Source organism: Shinella sp. JR1-6 (assembly GCF_004284735.1).
Classification (GTDB): Bacteria; Pseudomonadota; Alphaproteobacteria; order Rhizobiales; family Rhizobiaceae; genus Shinella.
This window is the reverse complement of the sequence record NZ_SHMI01000010.1, coordinates 63,874-78,543: the sequence shown is the minus strand read 5'-3', so window position 1 is coordinate 78,543 and position 14,670 is coordinate 63,874. Positions and strand designations below refer to the sequence as shown.

Here is a 14,670-nt window from a genome sequence, read left to right as displayed (position 1 = left end):
GAGTGTGCCGGCTTAGAACTTGGCGAGCCAGGCCTTCTGTGTGTTTGCAGCGGCATCCTTGGCACTTTGGCCGCCATCGAACATCTTCTGCACCTCGACGTTCATGTTGCGCATCAGTTCCTCGGCGACCGGCAGGCCAACGAATTCGTTGGCCGGGTAGCCACTCTGGTAGATCTTGAAGGCTTCCGCGAAGATCGGATCGGAGGTCACGAAATCGGGCTTGGCATGAACGTTGCCCGGGAAGGCGTTGGCGATGGAGACAAGCCGCCCGTTGATCTCAGGGCTCATCAGGAATTCCACGAGCTTCCAGGCTTCTTCCTTGTGGGCGCTGCCTTCGCTGATGCCGATGCCCCAGGATGCATAGGGCATGCCGCGCTTGCCGGTATAGCCGTCGGCGGCGGGCAGGGCGGATATGCCGAAGTTCAGCTTCGGATTGCGCTCGCGGATCAGGTTCACATGGGCGAGCGTATCGACCATCATGCCGACGCGGCCGTTGACGAACTCCTCGACTTTGTCCTGTTCCTTCTTGGCAAAGATGCCGGGCGAAATCACACCGTCCTTGTTCAGCTGCTCGATGTATTCCAGCGTGCCGACGACAGCCTCGTTTTCGAGGTCCGGCTTGCCGTCCTTCATCATCGAGGCGCCGGACGACCAGACCCAGGACATGACGTCGTTCTGAATGCCGCTCGGCGACTGCAGCGAAAGCGGCAGAACCCAGCCGTACTGGTTCTTCGCGGCGTCCGTCATCTTCTTGGCGGCTTCGGCGAATTCGCTACGGGTCGAGGGCATCGTTTCGACGCCCGATGCCTTGGCGATATCCAGATTGACGAAGACGGGATAGACAAAGGACGCCAGCGGGAACATGACGCTCTTGCCATCGACCTTGACGATGTCGGCGATCTGGCTCTTGTCGTAGTTGGCCTTCTCCATCAGTTCGTCCATCGATGCGATGGCGCCCTGCTTCGAGAGGCCGTTGACCCATGCCCCGTCAAGGCCGACAACATCGCTGAGCGTGCCGGAGGCCGCGCCGACGACGATCTGGTCACGGGTCGTGGCATAGGGGCCGCTGACGAGCGTCACCTTGATGCCGGGATTCTTGGCCTCGAAATCATCCATGATGCCGCGCAGCGCGCCGGCGGGCATTTCCGGTTCCCACCACTGGATGAACTCGATGGTGGTGTCGGCAAAGGCCGACGTGGCGCAGAGGGCCCAGACCGCTGCGGCGGTCTTCAGAGTGTGGCTGAGTTTTTTGAAATCCATATCTGCCTCCCATTGGACTTTCAGGTGAGCGATCCTCTCCCAAGATCGTGACATGAGTAGCTGCCGGAACGATCCGACTGTCAACTGGGACGATTGCAAGTTGAATGATTTTATTGTCGAATGTCACATCAAGTATTTGATTTAAAGTAATAAAAAAAATTTGCGCGCGTGAATTTTTTGGTGAGGTTTCTGTTGCTTGTGATGTGTTTTTTCTTTACTTTCGTAAACAAACGAAAGTTCGTCGCTGCATCCCCATTCCCAGTGCTGGCAGCCCTTTCAGCCTGCGATGTGAGATTGTAGAGTGTCGCCCCCGCGATGAGGATTGGAATGGCTAAAAAGACTTACAGATCCATGGACGACTTTGCCGCCGCCTGCGGCGTGTCGCGGCCGACATTGTCGAAATATTTTGACGATCCGACACAGGTCAAGGAGGTGACGCGCAAGCGTATCGAGGCGGCGCTGAAGAAATCGAACTTCGAGCCGAACCTCTTCGCCAGGCATCTGAACCGCAAGCGGACGAAGAACATCGGCATCCTCGTTCCGAGCATGTCCGACCCGTTCTACGTGCAGGTGGTTTCGCTGATCGAGCTGGAGCTGCGCGCCAAGGGGTTCTGGCCCGTGCAGCTTTCTTCGCATACCCGGCCCGAACTCGAGGAGGAAGCGGTCCGCACGCTCCTTTCGCTCAAGGTTGCGGGGGCGATCGTGGCCCCGCTGGGCACGGGCTCCCGGCGTTCGGCACTTGGGCGCCTCACCGATGCGATTCCGGTCGTCTGTTTCGACAGCCCCTCGGCCTTCGATCTTCCCTTTGTGGGTAACGACAACACTCAGAGCATTGCGGCGATCGTGCAGTATCTGTGTCGCTCCGGCGAACCGCCGATTTTCCTCGACGTGCCGCATATGATGGCCAATACCAACGAGCGGACGGACAGCTACCGCGTCACGATGCAGCGCGAAGGCCACGAACCGCTCGTGATCGCGTGCGAATCGCTCCCCTCGTGGGAGTTCGAGCGACTTGGCTACGAGCAGGTGGAGCGAATGCTGGCAAGAGGCGGCCTGCCGGGAAAGACGCTGTTGTGCGCCAACGATCGCTTCGCCTTTGGCGCCATGGCGGCCGCCTTCGCCTCGGGGCTGAAGATCGGGCGGGCGGATGGGTGCGATATCCGCATTGCCGGCCACGACGACCATCCGCTCAGTCGGTACACATGCCCTTCGCTGACGACGATGGCTCAGAACGCATCCGAAATCGCGGCCAGGGCCGTCGAGCTTCTGCTGAAAAGCATCGAGGACGAGGAGGCCGACCGCAAGGTGGCACCGTCCCGCGTGATCCTCGAGGCGACCCTCGTCATGCGCGAGTCCGCCTGAGGCTCCCGCTCTACGTCCTGACGCGAGGGTCCAGGCTGCGCCAAGCCGCGAGGATCGTGTCGAGCGCTTCACGGGCCTCGGGAATGGCACGGCCCATCGAGAGAAAGCCGTGGATCTGTCCCGGCCAGGTGTGGCACCGGACGTCTGCTTCCGCTTCCAGGCGTTCCGCATAGGCGCGCCCTTCATCAAAGAGAACGTCGTGGCCGGCAAGGATGACGACGGCCGCTGCGGTGCCCTTCAGCGAGGATGCATGGAGCGGTGAGGCGCGCCAGTCCAGGCGGCTGGTTTCGTCCGGCAGATAGTGATCGCGAAACCAGTGCATGGCCTGCGTGGTGAGGCCGAAATCGGTTGCATAGCGGCGATAACTGCCGGAGGTTTGCTGCTGATCCGTTACGGGATAGATCAGCACCTGGCCGAGGATGGCTGGAGCTTGGCCGTCCCTGGCAAGGAGGGCGATGACCGCGGCGAGGTTGCCGCCGGCACTGTCGCCTGCGACGAGGATGCGGTTCGCATTGATGCCAAGAGCGGTAGCCTGCTCCTCCATCCAGGCGAGGGTGGCGGCGCAATCCTCGATGGCTGCCGGGAAGGGATGCTCCGGTGCGAGCCGGTAGTCTGGAGCGACAACAACGGCGCCGGCGTCGTTGGCGAGAGTGCGGCAGATATCCTCATGGGTTTCCGGCGCGCCGATCACCCAGCCGCCGCCATGCAGATAGAGCAGGGCGGGGGCATCGCAAGGCGCTGCGCCAAGGCCACGCCAGACCTTGATACGGATGCCCTGAATGTCGAGCTCTTCCACGCTTTCGACTGGCTCCAGCGGCCATTGTTTGCTGGCAAAACCGTCGAGATACTGTCTGCGGGCCTCTGCTGGTGTGCATTCTTCGACGGGCTTTTCCGGTTCGCCCGGCCAGGCGAGGGCCCGTTCGGCGGATGGGTCGAGCTTGGTCATGCGAGCAGGCTCCGCGCTTCGTCCTCGTGTAGCGCTTTCGGCTGCTCCGTCTTGTCGGCCACAATCTGTGCTGCGCCGATTTCGCCGGCCCGCAGGATCGCCTCCATGATTTCGAGGACGTGCAGCGCCAGGCTCCCGGAGGCGCGAGGCTTGCGCCCCTCAGTTATCGAACGGGCAAGATCCGCAAGGCCCAGCATGCGGTAATTGGCGCGGTCCGGCGCGGTGATCGGCCAGTTGACGGCCCCGAACAGGGCGTTGGCCGTATCCGTTTCCTCCCAGGGTGCGCCCTGTCGTGACACGGCGATCACCCCACCGAAATTGTCCGGATCGGGCAGGCGCAGCGAGCCCTGGGTGCCGTGCAGCTCGATCGGATGGTTGGAGTGGCGGAAAACATCCCAGGAGGTGCCGAAGGTGATGGTCGCACCGCAGGCAAATTCCAGCAGTGAGAGCACGCTGGTCGGTGTGCCGACCTTGAAAGTCGTGCCCTTCTTGGGGCCGTCGGCTGTGATGAGGCGCTCTTCCTGCCCGCTGGTTGCGATTGCCTGGACGCGGCGCACCGGCCCCAGTAGGTTGACCATCATGGTGAGGTAGTACGGGCCCATGTCCATGAGCGGGCCTGCGCCAGGCTGGTAGTAGAAGCTCGGATCCGGATGCCAATGCTCCATGCCGCGCCCCATCATGAAGGCGGTGCCGGTGACGGGCTTGCCGATGATGCCTGCTTCCATCAGGCGGCGTGCATGCCGCCCGGCAGCTCCAAGGAAGGTGTCCGGTGCTGAACCGATGACAAGCCCCTGGGTATCTGCGGTATCGACCAGTCGGCGACCTTCATCGGCCGTCACGCCCAGCGGCTTTTCGGTAAAGACATGCTTGCCCGCGGAGAGTGCGCGCATTGAAATGTCGAAATGCGCTGCGGGGATGGTCAGGTTGAGGATCAGGTCGATGTCGCTGGCTTCAAGAAGCGTGTCGACGTCGGTGACGCGCAGCCCGAATTCCTCGGCACGGTGTTGGGCGGCCTGGCTGTTGAGGTCTGCGCATGCGACGATCTCGACATCGCGAAAAAGCGGGGCGTTGCGCATGTAGGTGAGCGAGATGTTGCCGCAGCCGACAACACCGATCCTGAGTTTCTTGTCGCTCTTCTGTGTCATCTTGTAAGCCTTATCTATCTGTCATCGTTGATAAAATCTTCGTCTTTCCGTGCCACATTAAGCACTTAAAGAACAAATTAAGTTGACGCACGGTAACATTTTATCTTACGTAATGACAAGATGCCTGGGAGGCGTCACCAGTCGCCTTCATCGGGGATTTTCACGGTCGCTTCTGCATGCGGATTCGTGGTTGTCCGCCTGGAGCTGAGATTGCCTCCGTGTGTCGATGTGACGATCAACCGACAGCTCGGGACTTAGCCTATGAAGACTGCAGAACTGCAAATCGGCTGCCAGACATTTACCTGGGAGATGCTGGGGAAAGCCTGGGCCGGCGGCCCTGACGATCTGGTTCGGGCCATTGCGGCCGGCGGCTATTCGGGGATCGAGATCACCGACACCATGATCGGCGGCTATGCCGGCAAGCCTGATGCCTTCGCCCGCACACTCGCGGATGCCGGGCTGCGCCTCGTTTCTTTTGCCTTCGGTTCGTCCAGCGGCTTTACGCTGCCGGATGGGATCGCGTCCGACCTCGAAGCGGCGCGGCGCTGGGTGGATTTTGCAGCGCATTTCCCTGGTGCTCTCGTTTCCATGGGCTCGGCAACGGTGGTGTCCGAGGGTGCACGCGCGGATAAATTCTCGGTTGCAGCCGAGTGCTACAACCGCGCAAGCGAGATCGGCAGATCCGCAGGGGTGGCCGTCGCGGTTCATCCGTCCTCGCATCACAACACGCTGCTGTTTACCCGGGAGGACTATGATGCGCTCTTCGCGCTTCTCGATCCGCAGGTGGGTTGGGTGCCGGATACGGGCCATATCCTGCGTGGCGGACAGGTCATGGGTGACACGCTTGCGGCGTTCCACCCGCGCATCCGCTATGTGCACCTTAAGGACGTTGATGCCGAGGGCGACTGGGCCATGCTGGGGGCGGGCGTGTGCGATGTGCCGGCGGTGATCGAAGCCGTTCGTGCCGCGCCCCTCTTCAATGGCTGGATCGTCGTCGAGGAAGAGTCCACCGTGGCGGGCGAAGACCCTGCTTCCGCAGTCCGCATCAACCGTCAGACGTTGCGCAAACTCGGATACTAGCCGCAGGCCCGCGCCGGGCGATGCCGCTTCGGCTGCAGGCACCCCGGCCGTGAACGCTTTCAGGCGTAGCGGACTTCGACGCCGAGCTTTTCCAGGCGGTGCCGGATACCGTGCGGCATGTTGCTGTCGGTGATGATGAGATCGACGCGCGAGAGGGAGAATGCCTTCGAGGACGCACCGATGTCCCATTTGCTGGAATCGGCGACCAGAACGACGCGGCGCGCCATGCGCACAAGATTGCGTTTGGTCCGGGCGATGTCCTCGGAGACATCGACCACGTCGAAGGACGAGTCGATCGCGTGCGCGCTGACGAAGGCCTGATGCGCGACGAGGCCGCCGAGAGCCTTGTCGGAATCGGAAACGATCGTGCTGACCGTGCTCGGAAACACGCGGCCGCCGATCATGTGAACATCAAGGCCTGGGCGATACATGAGGTGCTGGGCGATGTTCATGGCGGTGGTCGCCACAACGACATTCTTTACTGGCGGCATCTGCATGGCGAGTTGGAGCAGCGTAGAGCCGCTGTCGAAGACGATCGATTGATTGTCGATGATCTGGCGCGCGGCCATCTGGGCGATGCGTCTCTTGGCGTCGAAGTTGCGCTGCATGCGCTCCTCGAAGGCAGCTGCCGGTGAATCCGCGGGCAGGGCTATGGCGCCGCCGTGGGTTTTGATGAGCAGCTTCTTCCCGTCCATAATGTCGAGGTCGGAGCGGATCGTCACTTCTGAAACATCGAACAGGTCCGCGAGCTGGCGCGTGCGAGCCTGACCAATCCGCTGAAGTTCGATCAGGATCTGCTGGCGTCTTTGTTCTGCAAGCATAGGGCTTCGCTGCCTACTCACCGGGTTTCGAATTTCGAAAGGAATTTCTCATCCTTCGCTGTAAAGCGTCGCGCACCTCGTGCCCCATTGAGGATAGCACGGGAAGAAATCGTATGAGAAGCGTTAAATGAAAGGAATCGAAAGATTGAATGTTCTTTTTCTTTCGAGTTAGGGTCAGGCCAGAAAACACGGAGGAGTTTTTCATGGGTCTCGGTACCAAAATTCGACTGTCACGCCTCTTCTCGAACGCTTCGGGCAATCTTTTTGGCGGCGCGGTTGACCACTTCGTTGGCTACGGCAATGTGCGTGAAGGTGGCCTAGCAGACCTGCCAGGCGCATTGAGCCGGGTCATGGCCGGCGGGCCTGACTATGTCAGCATCCAGCCTGGTGCCGCGCGGCATCTTTGGTCCGACTATGCGGGCAAGGCGGCTCTTGTCATCCAGGCCGGCTGCTTCACGGCCGACGACCGGATCCGCCAGCTCATCGCCACCCCGGAAGATGCTGTGCGTTACGGAGCGGATGCGCTGGCCGTTGCCATTCCCGTGCGCGGCAACACGGAAGGCGAATACATTCGCTGGTTGACCGATACGGTGAACGCTGCCGCGCGCTTTGAGATGCCGGTCATTGCCCATGTCTATCCACGCGATTTTTCCGATGGCGGCAAGATCGTTTTCACGCCGGATGAAATCGCCTACGCGGTCCGGATCGGCTACGAAACGGGCGTCGATGTGGTCAAGGTTGGCTACACCGGCGATTTCGATTCCTTCCGTGAGACCGTCGCCACCTGCCCGATCCCGATCGTTATTGCCGGCGGCCCGAAGACGGAAACGCTGCTCGGCGCGCTGCAGCAGACTTCGGATGCCCTGCGCGCTGGCGCGCGGGGTGCGGTCGTGGGGCGCAACCTCTGGGGACACGGCGATACGACAAAGGCCGCCCGTGCCTTCAAACTGGTCATTCACGATGGCTTGGCGCCGGAAGAGGCGCTCGCTGCGGCCGGCGCGTGAACCATGGCCCGCGCCTTTGACGTCATCGGCTTTGGCGCCCTGGCGGTCGACGACATCGTTTATGTCGACCGTCCCCTTTCTGCCGGCAAGGGAAAGGTGACGAAACGTGTCCGCGACCATGGCGGCAATGTCGCCACTGCGCTCGTCGCCGTCGCCCGCCTCGGGGGGCGGGCTGCTTTCGTCGGATGGCTGGGCGAACCCGCGCAGGATATTGGCGGGCGCGAACTGGAGCGCGAGGGCGTCGACACCGCTTGCGCGCCTCGCCATGCCGATGCGGCTCCCATCCGGTCCATCATCACCGTCGGGCCGGATGGTGATCGCTTCATCGCCTATGATGACGATGTGTTGCACGGCACGGCACCAGATTTGCCGGACGTCGTGTTCAGCAAGACACCGGTTCTCCTCATCGATGGCTACGCCATCCATTCGGAGGCCGCTGTCGTGCGGGCGCACGCGCTTGGCCTTTCCATCGTCGCCGATATCGAGTGGACCGCCGGCTCTGCAAGCGACCGAATCCTGTCGCTTGCCGATCATCTCGTGCTGCCGATCGCCTTTGCCAGGTCCCATCTGGAACAGGATGATCCGCGGGCACTCCTGGAGGCGCTTTGGTCGCCGGATCGAGCGGCGGTGGTTCTCACCGATGGCGACCGTGGCAGCTATGTCCGGCAGCGGGGCGATCCGGTCTCTTGGCACCTCCCGGCCTATATGGTCCGGGCCGTGGATACGACCGGCGCAGGAGATTGTTTCCATGGCGCCTACGCGCTGGCGCTGGCCGAGGGCGGCCGCCCACTTGATTGCGCGGCTTTTGCGGCCGCCGCAGCGGCCATATCGGTGACGGCGCATGGCGGTCGCCTGGGGCTGCCGGATAGGGCCGCATGTCTATCCTGGATGGCCGGGGCACACGCGCCCGTCCCTGTTCCCCTACGCAGTTAGACCCCTCCCGTCCTCAACGTGACATCCCAGCCGCCGGTGCGCTGAAGCGCGCCGGCATATGCATGATGCTGCGCGCTCGGCATCAAGTGCATGCCTTAGATAAAAAATTACGCGCGTTAAAAAATAAAATATCACGCATATCATTTTTTGAATTAAAAAACATGTTTGTTATCAATGTGATGAGCTTGTTTCTTATTCTTGTCGTGGCTTTCAGGTGTATTTTTTCACCTTGACTTTGTTGGTCACTCCTGAGCCTTCTGTCGAAAATCGATAGCAGCGGTGGAGGCTGCCGGTCGGTGTTCGGGACAGTGCAGGGAGGATGCGACGTGGCTGAGGTTGTGCTGGACAGGATCTGCAAGACCTATGGAAACAACTATCATGCGATCAAGGATTTGAGCCTGACGATCCACGATGGTGAGTTTCTGATCCTCGTGGGGCCATCGGGTTGCGGAAAATCGACGGCCCTGCGGATGATCGCCGGCCTTGAGGAAATCACGAGCGGCACGCTGAGCATCGGTGACCAGGACGTGGCAGACCTGCCGCCGAAAGACCGCGACATTGCCATGGTGTTCCAGAGCTACGCTCTCTATCCGCACATGACCGTTTTCGACAACATCGCCTTTTCGATGAAGCTGGCGGGGAAGAGCAAGGCGGAGCGCGCCAAACGGGTAAACGAGATCGCCAAAATCCTGCAGCTCGAAACGCTGCTGCAGAACAAGCCGGCGCAGCTCTCCGGCGGTCAACGCCAGCGCGTGGCGATGGGTCGGGCGATGGTGCGCGAACCTGCGGCCTTCCTGATGGATGAGCCCCTGTCCAATCTCGATGCAAAGCTGCGTGTCCAGATGCGCGCCGAGATCGCCAGCCTGCAGCGCCAGCTGGGCGTGACGACCATCTATGTCACCCACGACCAGACGGAGGCGATGACCATGGGCGACCGCGTCGCGGTGTTGAAGAGTGGCGTGTTGCAGCAGGTGGATACGCCAAGGGCACTCTATCACAAGCCGGTCAACGCGTTCGTTGCGGGGTTCATCGGCTCGCCTTCAATGAACCTGTTCGAGGGGCGCCTGGAAGGTGGATCGATCCGGCTCCCGGGCTTTTCGATCCCGTTGCCGGCAAGTGTCCGCGAGCGTGTTCCCGGTCTTGCGGCTTTCGACGGCAAGCCTGTCGTTTTTGGAATCCGTCCTGAAGATCTCCATGACAGCCGCCTGCCGTCGGGCGCGGCCTATCCGACCATCCCGGCATTGGTCAGAACGACCGAGGAGCTTGGTTCCGAGCTGATCGTGCACCTGAAAGTCGAGGCGGCCCGTGTCGATTCCGGTGATCCGGATGCCGTCGAGGATCTGAGCGGCGCGGCCAACACGGTGGCACGGTTTGCGGCCACCAGCATGGTCAAGGCCGGAGAGCAGATCGATCTCGCTATCGACCCGGCAAAGCTGCACTTCTTCGATGTGCAGACCCATGCGGCTCTCTAGGTGCCAGATCCGGGCTTGGCTGCCGTGATCTCCGGGACACCAGGCTCGACGTCCGCGGCGAACGATGAAACTTGAAGGGGGCAGCAATGCCAGCAAAACAGGAACGGCGCCTTCGCGTGGGCGTACTCGGCGCGGGGCAGATCGCCCAGGCCGCCCACTTCGAAAGCTGCACCAAGGCGGCCAACGCCGATCTCTATGCGATCTGCGATGTCGCCGATGATCTTCGCGAGCGCATGGCGATCACCCACGGCGCTGAGAAGACCTACAACGACTATGATGCGATGCTTGCGGATCCGGATCTCGATGCCGTGATCATCGCGACCGCCGATGCATTCCACGTTCCGGCGTCGCTGCGTGCGCTCGAAGCCGGCAAGCATGTGCTCTGCGAGAAGCCGGTCGGTGTGACGGTCGAGGAATGCCTCACGCTCAAGGCGGCCGTCGAAAAATACGGCAGGGTGTTTCAGGTCGGGCACATGAAGCGTTTCGATGCCGGCCTGCAGGCGGCAAAGTCCTTCATTGCCGATGAGATGGGCGAGATGGTTGCGCTCAAGGCCTGGTACTGCGACAGCACCCACCGCTATCCGATGACCGATGCCGTGCAGCCGCTGATCGTCACCAGCGCCAATGCGAAGAGGCCTTCGGCCAACCCGAAGGCCGACCTGCGCCGCTACTACATGCTGGCACACGGCTGCCATCTGATCGACACAGCGCGCTATTTCGCCGGCGACATCGTTTCGGTCCAGGCGCGGCTTTCCGAGCGGGCAGGCATCTGGTGCTGGTTCGTGGATGTGGAATTCGCTTCCGGCACGCTTGGCCACCTTGATCTGACGGTCCAGGTCCGCATGGACTGGCATGAGGGCTTCCAGATCTATGGCAGGAACGGGAGCGTCCTCGGCAAAACCTATAACCCCTGGTACTACAAGACGAGCGAGGTCGACATCTTCCGCGAGGCTGACGGCGCAACCCATCGCATCCTTGGTGCGGATGGCCATTTCTACCGTCGTCAGGTCGAAGGTTTTGCCCGCACCATCCTCGATGGCTCTCCGATGGAAGGTGCCGATATCGATGACGGTCTTGCCTCCGTCCGCGCCATGGTCGCCATCGCCCGCTCAGTCGAAAGCGGCAGGGCGGTCAGGCTCTCCGATGTGACGGGTGGTGTCTGATGAAACTTGGGATCTTTGCCAAGACGTTTGAAGGCGCGCAGCCCAGGGCGGTGCTCGATGCGGCAGCTGCGGCCGGCTTTGCCTCGGCGCAATACAACATGGCCTGCTCGGGTCTCGCCTCCATGCCGGATTCGATCGATGAGGGAGAGGCGGGTGCGGTCGCCGCTGCGGCGAAAGACGCCGGTATCGAAATCGCCGCCGTCTCCGGCACCTACAACATGATCCATCCAGACCGGGTCGTACGTGAGGCGGGCCACCGCCGGCTTGCCGTGCTGGCGGCGCGCAGCCGTGCGATGTCCACGCGCCTGATCACACTCTGCACCGGCACGCGCGATCCGCTCGACCAATGGAAGGCACATCCGGACAACGACACACCGGAAGCCTGGCGGGACCTGCTGGAGGCCATGGAAACGGCAATCGATATCGCCGACCGCCATGACATCGATCTCGGCATCGAGCCGGAACTGGCCAATGTGATCAATTCGGCGGAAAAGGCCCGCCGGCTGATCGACGAGATGCAGAGCCCGCGCCTCAAGATCGTGCTCGATCCCGCCAATCTCTTCGAACGAGCAGCGCTCGATGCGCAGCGCGCGACCATCTCAGCCGCCATCGATCTTCTCGCCGACCGCATCGTCATGGCCCATGCCAAGGACAGGAACGCGGACGGCAGCTTTGCGACGGCCGGCAAGGGTGTGCTCGACTATACGCACTATCTCGATGGACTGAAGGCGATTGGTTTTGCCGGCGGCCTGATCACCCACGGGCTAACCGCGGCCGAAGCCGAGGGTGTTGCCCGTTTCCTGTCGGAAAAACTTTCCGGGGCGCGGCGATGAGTGCTGCATTCGAGGCAAGCGATGGCACGCGGCTGAATGTCGATACGGCAGGAGAGGGCATACCGGTCGTCTTCCTGCACGGTCTCTGCGGCGATTCGGGCCAGACCGCGGAGGTGTTTCCGACTGATACCGGATTTCGCCGCATCACCATCGAGGCCCGCGGCCATGGCCGCTCGCAAGCCGGAGCCTTCGGCAAACTTTCGATCTCGACCTTCGCAGATGATGTCGCCGACTATATCGAGTCCGCCCTGGAGGCGCCGGTTGTCGTCGGCGGCATCTCTATGGGAGCTGCGATTTCTCTTCGCCTTGCGGTGCGACGGCCGGAACTCGTCCGTGCGCTTGTCCTCGCCCGACCTGCCTGGCGAACGGCCGCGGCGCCGGAGAACATGGCGCCGAATGCCGAAGTTGGCCATCTACTCGCGCATTTACCGTCCCCGGCCGCAAAAGCTGCTTTCTTGGCAGGATCGACCGGCCGGCGTCTTGCCGCTGAAGCGCCGGACAACCTGGCCTCCCTCACCGGTTTCTTCTCGCGCGAACCTGTGGAGGTCACCGGCGCGCTTCTGACCGCCATTGCGAAGGACGGCCCAGGCGTGACGGAGGCAGATCTTGGCGGCATTGCCGCGCCGACCCTCGTCATCGGTCATGAACGGGATCTCATTCATCCCATTGCCTATGCGCGTGCGCTGGCGGAACAAATCCGCACGGCACGCTTCATTCAAATCACGCCAAAGGCGGAGGACAAGGTGCAGTACGTCGCCGATTTCCGCCGGGCCATGGCTGCCTTCCTGAAGGATCTCTGACGTATGAACATCACCGCCAGAAACTGGATCGCCGACCTTCCCAAGGACCGTCTGATTGCCGAATTCTCCGTCTGGTCGGCCGATCTTGTGCGGCTGGCTGATGATCTCGCCCGCGTCGAGCCCCATGTCGATATCCTGCACATCGACGTCGCCGACGGCCATTTTGCGCCGGCGATGCTGTTCTTCCCCGATCTGGTGGCGGGTGTTCGCAAGGTTTCCGGGCGGCCGATCCACGTTCATCTCATGGTCTCCGACGACATCCTCCTCTCGCAGATCGAGCAATTCGCTGATGCAGGCAGTGATCTCATCAGCCTTCACGTCGAAAACGAACGTGTCGCAGACGCAGCCCTCGACCTGCTTGAACGCCGCGGCATCGCTGCCGGTATGGTGCTGCGGGTGGAAACCCCCGTCGAGCGCATCCGCCGCTACGCTGCTCGGCTGCAGTTCATCACACTGCTTGGAACTGCAATCGGCGTGAAAGGGCAGGGCCTTGATGAGCGTGCCGGCGCACGCCTGCAGGAGGCAAAAGGCATCATCGCCGCGTGCGGGGCGGAGCATCGCATCGTGCTTGCGGCCGATGGCGGTATCCGAGAGCACACCGTGCCGATTTTGCGTGGGGCAGGTGCGCAGACGGTCGTACTCGGTTCGCTTGCCTTTAATGCGCCTTCGCTCGAGGAGCGCATGGCGTGGCTTCATTCCCTCTGAAGGTGCATCCGACCATGCATGAGATCGCCATCGGCATCGATCTTGGAGGCACGCAGGTTCGCGCCGCGCTCGTCGGCGCGCGGGGAGAGGTCATCGCGCGCGCCGAGGAGCGGACGGATGCAATGGCCGGGCCGGATCGTGTGCTTGCCCAGATCGGAGCGCTTGCCGATGGTCTGACCGCTGATGTGGGGACCGCCAGGGTGGTTGGCATCGGTATCTCGACGCCGGGGCCGATCGACACGATCTCGGGCATAGCGCGGGATATCCCGACGCTTGCCGGATTTGCTGATTTTCCTCTGAAGGCTGAGTTGCAGAAGCGGTTCGGCGTTCCCGTCAGCCTCGAAAACGACGGCATTGCCGCCGCCATTGGTGAATGGCAGTTCGGCGCAGGCAGGGGGCTGGAAAACCTTGTCTATGTTACGGTCAGCACGGGCCTTGGCGGCGGCGTGATTGCTGATGGGCGCGTGCTGCGCGGCCGCAAGGGGATGGCAGGGCATATCGGTCACATGTCCGTCATGCCGGATGGCGCGCTCTGCCTTTGCGGCAACCGGGGATGCTTCGAGGCCTACGGATCCGGTACGGCCTTCACGCGGCGCGCGCGGGACCGGGCTTTTGCGTGCACGGAAACCCGTTTGGGGGCCGAGGGCGCCGCCGTCGACAGTCGCGCCGTGTTCGCCGCCGCCAGATCCGGGGACGCCCTGGCAAATACATTGATCGACGAGGAGGCGGAAATCCTCGGCCGGGGTTTCACGAGCCTCCTGCACATCTTCAGCCCTGATGTCATCATCATGGGGGGTGGTCTCTCGCACGAATTCGAGCGTTTGCATCCCGGCATCCAGCGCTACATCGCCGAATGGGCTATGCCCGCCTTCAAGGATGTGCGCGTGGTGTGCGCTGCCCTCGGCCAGAATTCCGGGCTTATCGGCGCGGCCGCCCTGGCATTCCTTGCGGCAGACATGCAGAACGACAGGCAACTCTCTTCTTCACAAGCGGCCAAGTCCTTCCCCATGTGATGGCGGAGGGGAGTGGGGGTCGAACCCACCCGGGACAGGCTCGCTGCCCCAACCGGATTTGAAGTCCGGCCGTCCCACCGGAGACGATTCCCTTCCTGAAGCCGTGCCTGCAAGGGCAAAGCGGCTTTGCCGG

Annotated in this window: 14 protein-coding genes and 1 tRNA gene; 10 read left to right on the top strand and 5 right to left on the bottom strand. The window is 62.1% G+C overall.

The window, feature by feature from the left end:
• Positions 1–12: 12 nt before the first annotated feature.
• The gene (locus EXZ48_RS18405) at positions 13–1,260 is read right to left on the bottom strand and encodes a sugar ABC transporter substrate-binding protein (RefSeq protein ID WP_023517359.1); all 1,248 of its coding nucleotides are present in this window, start codon (positions 1,258–1,260) and stop codon (positions 13–15) included.
• Between the two features lie 327 nt (positions 1,261–1,587).
• Between EXZ48_RS18405 and EXZ48_RS18400 the strand changes: the two genes are divergently transcribed.
• Positions 1,588–2,622 (top strand): LacI family DNA-binding transcriptional regulator, encoded by a 1,035-nt coding sequence (locus EXZ48_RS18400; RefSeq protein WP_024269898.1) that lies wholly within the window; start codon positions 1,588–1,590, stop codon positions 2,620–2,622.
• A 10-nt stretch (positions 2,623–2,632) separates the two neighbouring features.
• On the opposite strand, the gene EXZ48_RS18395 is transcribed toward EXZ48_RS18400, so the two are convergent.
• Positions 2,633–3,568, bottom strand: a complete 936-nt coding sequence (locus tag EXZ48_RS18395; RefSeq protein ID WP_023511987.1) for an alpha/beta hydrolase — start codon at positions 3,566–3,568, stop codon at positions 2,633–2,635.
• On the bottom strand, positions 3,565–4,713 hold the full coding sequence (locus tag EXZ48_RS18390; RefSeq protein WP_024269899.1) for a Gfo/Idh/MocA family protein: 1,149 nt from the start codon (positions 4,711–4,713) through the stop codon (positions 3,565–3,567). Before EXZ48_RS18390 ends, EXZ48_RS18395 begins: the two co-directional genes overlap by 4 nt.
• A 261-nt stretch (positions 4,714–4,974) precedes the next feature.
• Between EXZ48_RS18390 and EXZ48_RS18385 the strand changes: the two genes are divergently transcribed.
• Complete coding sequence (locus EXZ48_RS18385) at positions 4,975–5,793, top strand: sugar phosphate isomerase/epimerase (protein ID WP_023515645.1); 819 nt, start codon at positions 4,975–4,977, stop codon at positions 5,791–5,793.
• 59 nt (positions 5,794–5,852) lie between these two features.
• On the opposite strand, the gene EXZ48_RS18380 is transcribed toward EXZ48_RS18385, so the two are convergent.
• Positions 5,853–6,614 carry a DeoR/GlpR family DNA-binding transcription regulator gene (locus EXZ48_RS18380; RefSeq protein WP_024269900.1) on the bottom strand — a complete coding sequence of 254 codons (762 nt, stop codon included), beginning with the start codon at positions 6,612–6,614 and terminating at the stop codon, positions 5,853–5,855.
• Between the two features lie 203 nt (positions 6,615–6,817).
• Between EXZ48_RS18380 and EXZ48_RS18375 the strand changes: the two genes are divergently transcribed.
• From EXZ48_RS18375 to EXZ48_RS18335, 8 genes are all read left to right on the top strand, one after another.
• Positions 6,818–7,618: a class I fructose-bisphosphate aldolase gene (locus EXZ48_RS18375; protein ID WP_023514338.1), complete on the top strand. Its 801-nt coding sequence runs from the start codon at positions 6,818–6,820 to the stop codon at positions 7,616–7,618.
• Between the two features lie 3 nt (positions 7,619–7,621).
• Positions 7,622–8,551 carry a PfkB family carbohydrate kinase gene (locus EXZ48_RS18370; protein WP_130517525.1) on the top strand — a complete coding sequence of 310 codons (930 nt, stop codon included), beginning with the start codon at positions 7,622–7,624 and terminating at the stop codon, positions 8,549–8,551.
• A gap of 326 nt (positions 8,552–8,877) precedes the next feature.
• Positions 8,878–10,023, top strand: coding sequence for an ABC transporter ATP-binding protein (locus EXZ48_RS18360; protein ID WP_037404728.1), 1,146 nt, complete (start codon positions 8,878–8,880; stop codon positions 10,021–10,023).
• A gap of 86 nt (positions 10,024–10,109) precedes the next feature.
• Positions 10,110–11,186: a Gfo/Idh/MocA family protein gene (locus EXZ48_RS18355; protein WP_130517521.1), complete on the top strand. Its 1,077-nt coding sequence runs from the start codon at positions 10,110–10,112 to the stop codon at positions 11,184–11,186.
• On the top strand, positions 11,186–12,019 hold the full coding sequence (locus EXZ48_RS18350; RefSeq protein WP_130517519.1) for a sugar phosphate isomerase/epimerase: 834 nt from the start codon (positions 11,186–11,188) through the stop codon (positions 12,017–12,019). Before EXZ48_RS18355 ends, EXZ48_RS18350 begins: the two co-directional genes overlap by 1 nt.
• Entirely contained in the window at positions 12,016–12,819 is an 804-nt protein-coding gene (locus EXZ48_RS18345) for an alpha/beta fold hydrolase (RefSeq protein ID WP_130517517.1), read from the top strand. The genes EXZ48_RS18350 and EXZ48_RS18345 overlap by 4 nt, the downstream gene beginning before the upstream one ends.
• A 3-nt stretch (positions 12,820–12,822) precedes the next feature.
• Positions 12,823–13,524 carry a ribulose-phosphate 3-epimerase gene (locus EXZ48_RS18340; RefSeq protein ID WP_130517515.1) on the top strand — a complete coding sequence of 234 codons (702 nt, stop codon included), beginning with the start codon at positions 12,823–12,825 and terminating at the stop codon, positions 13,522–13,524.
• A gap of 14 nt (positions 13,525–13,538) precedes the next feature.
• The gene (locus EXZ48_RS18335; RefSeq protein WP_130517648.1) at positions 13,539–14,537 is read left to right on the top strand and encodes an ROK family protein; all 999 of its coding nucleotides are present in this window, start codon (positions 13,539–13,541) and stop codon (positions 14,535–14,537) included.
• Here EXZ48_RS18335 and EXZ48_RS34925 read toward each other — a convergent pair.
• A tRNA-Sec gene (locus tag EXZ48_RS34925) sits at positions 14,538–14,633 on the bottom strand.
• Between the last annotated feature and the right edge of the window lie 37 nt (positions 14,634–14,670).

Bases quoted from the DNA above. Each gene is read 5' to 3' on its own strand.
- EXZ48_RS18405 (WP_023517359.1), bottom strand. From the start codon at position 1,260: ATGGATTTCAAAAAACTCAGCCACACTCTGAAGACCGCCGCAGCGGTC.
- EXZ48_RS18400 (WP_024269898.1), top strand. From the start codon at position 1,588: ATGGCTAAAAAGACTTACAGATCCATGGACGACTTTGCCGCCGCCTGC.
- EXZ48_RS18395 (WP_023511987.1), bottom strand. From the start codon at position 3,568: ATGACCAAGCTCGACCCATCCGCCGAACGGGCCCTCGCCTGGCCGGGC.
- EXZ48_RS18390 (WP_024269899.1), bottom strand. From the start codon at position 4,713: ATGACACAGAAGAGCGACAAGAAACTCAGGATCGGTGTTGTCGGCTGC.
- EXZ48_RS18385 (WP_023515645.1), top strand. From the start codon at position 4,975: ATGAAGACTGCAGAACTGCAAATCGGCTGCCAGACATTTACCTGGGAG.
- EXZ48_RS18380 (WP_024269900.1), bottom strand. From the start codon at position 6,614: ATGCTTGCAGAACAAAGACGCCAGCAGATCCTGATCGAACTTCAGCGG.
- EXZ48_RS18375 (WP_023514338.1), top strand. From the start codon at position 6,818: ATGGGTCTCGGTACCAAAATTCGACTGTCACGCCTCTTCTCGAACGCT.
- EXZ48_RS18370 (WP_130517525.1), top strand. From the start codon at position 7,622: ATGGCCCGCGCCTTTGACGTCATCGGCTTTGGCGCCCTGGCGGTCGAC.
- EXZ48_RS18355 (WP_130517521.1), top strand. From the start codon at position 10,110: ATGCCAGCAAAACAGGAACGGCGCCTTCGCGTGGGCGTACTCGGCGCG.
- EXZ48_RS18350 (WP_130517519.1), top strand. From the start codon at position 11,186: ATGAAACTTGGGATCTTTGCCAAGACGTTTGAAGGCGCGCAGCCCAGG.
- EXZ48_RS18345 (WP_130517517.1), top strand. From the start codon at position 12,016: ATGAGTGCTGCATTCGAGGCAAGCGATGGCACGCGGCTGAATGTCGAT.
- EXZ48_RS18340 (WP_130517515.1), top strand. From the start codon at position 12,823: ATGAACATCACCGCCAGAAACTGGATCGCCGACCTTCCCAAGGACCGT.
- EXZ48_RS18335 (WP_130517648.1), top strand. From the start codon at position 13,539: ATGCATGAGATCGCCATCGGCATCGATCTTGGAGGCACGCAGGTTCGC.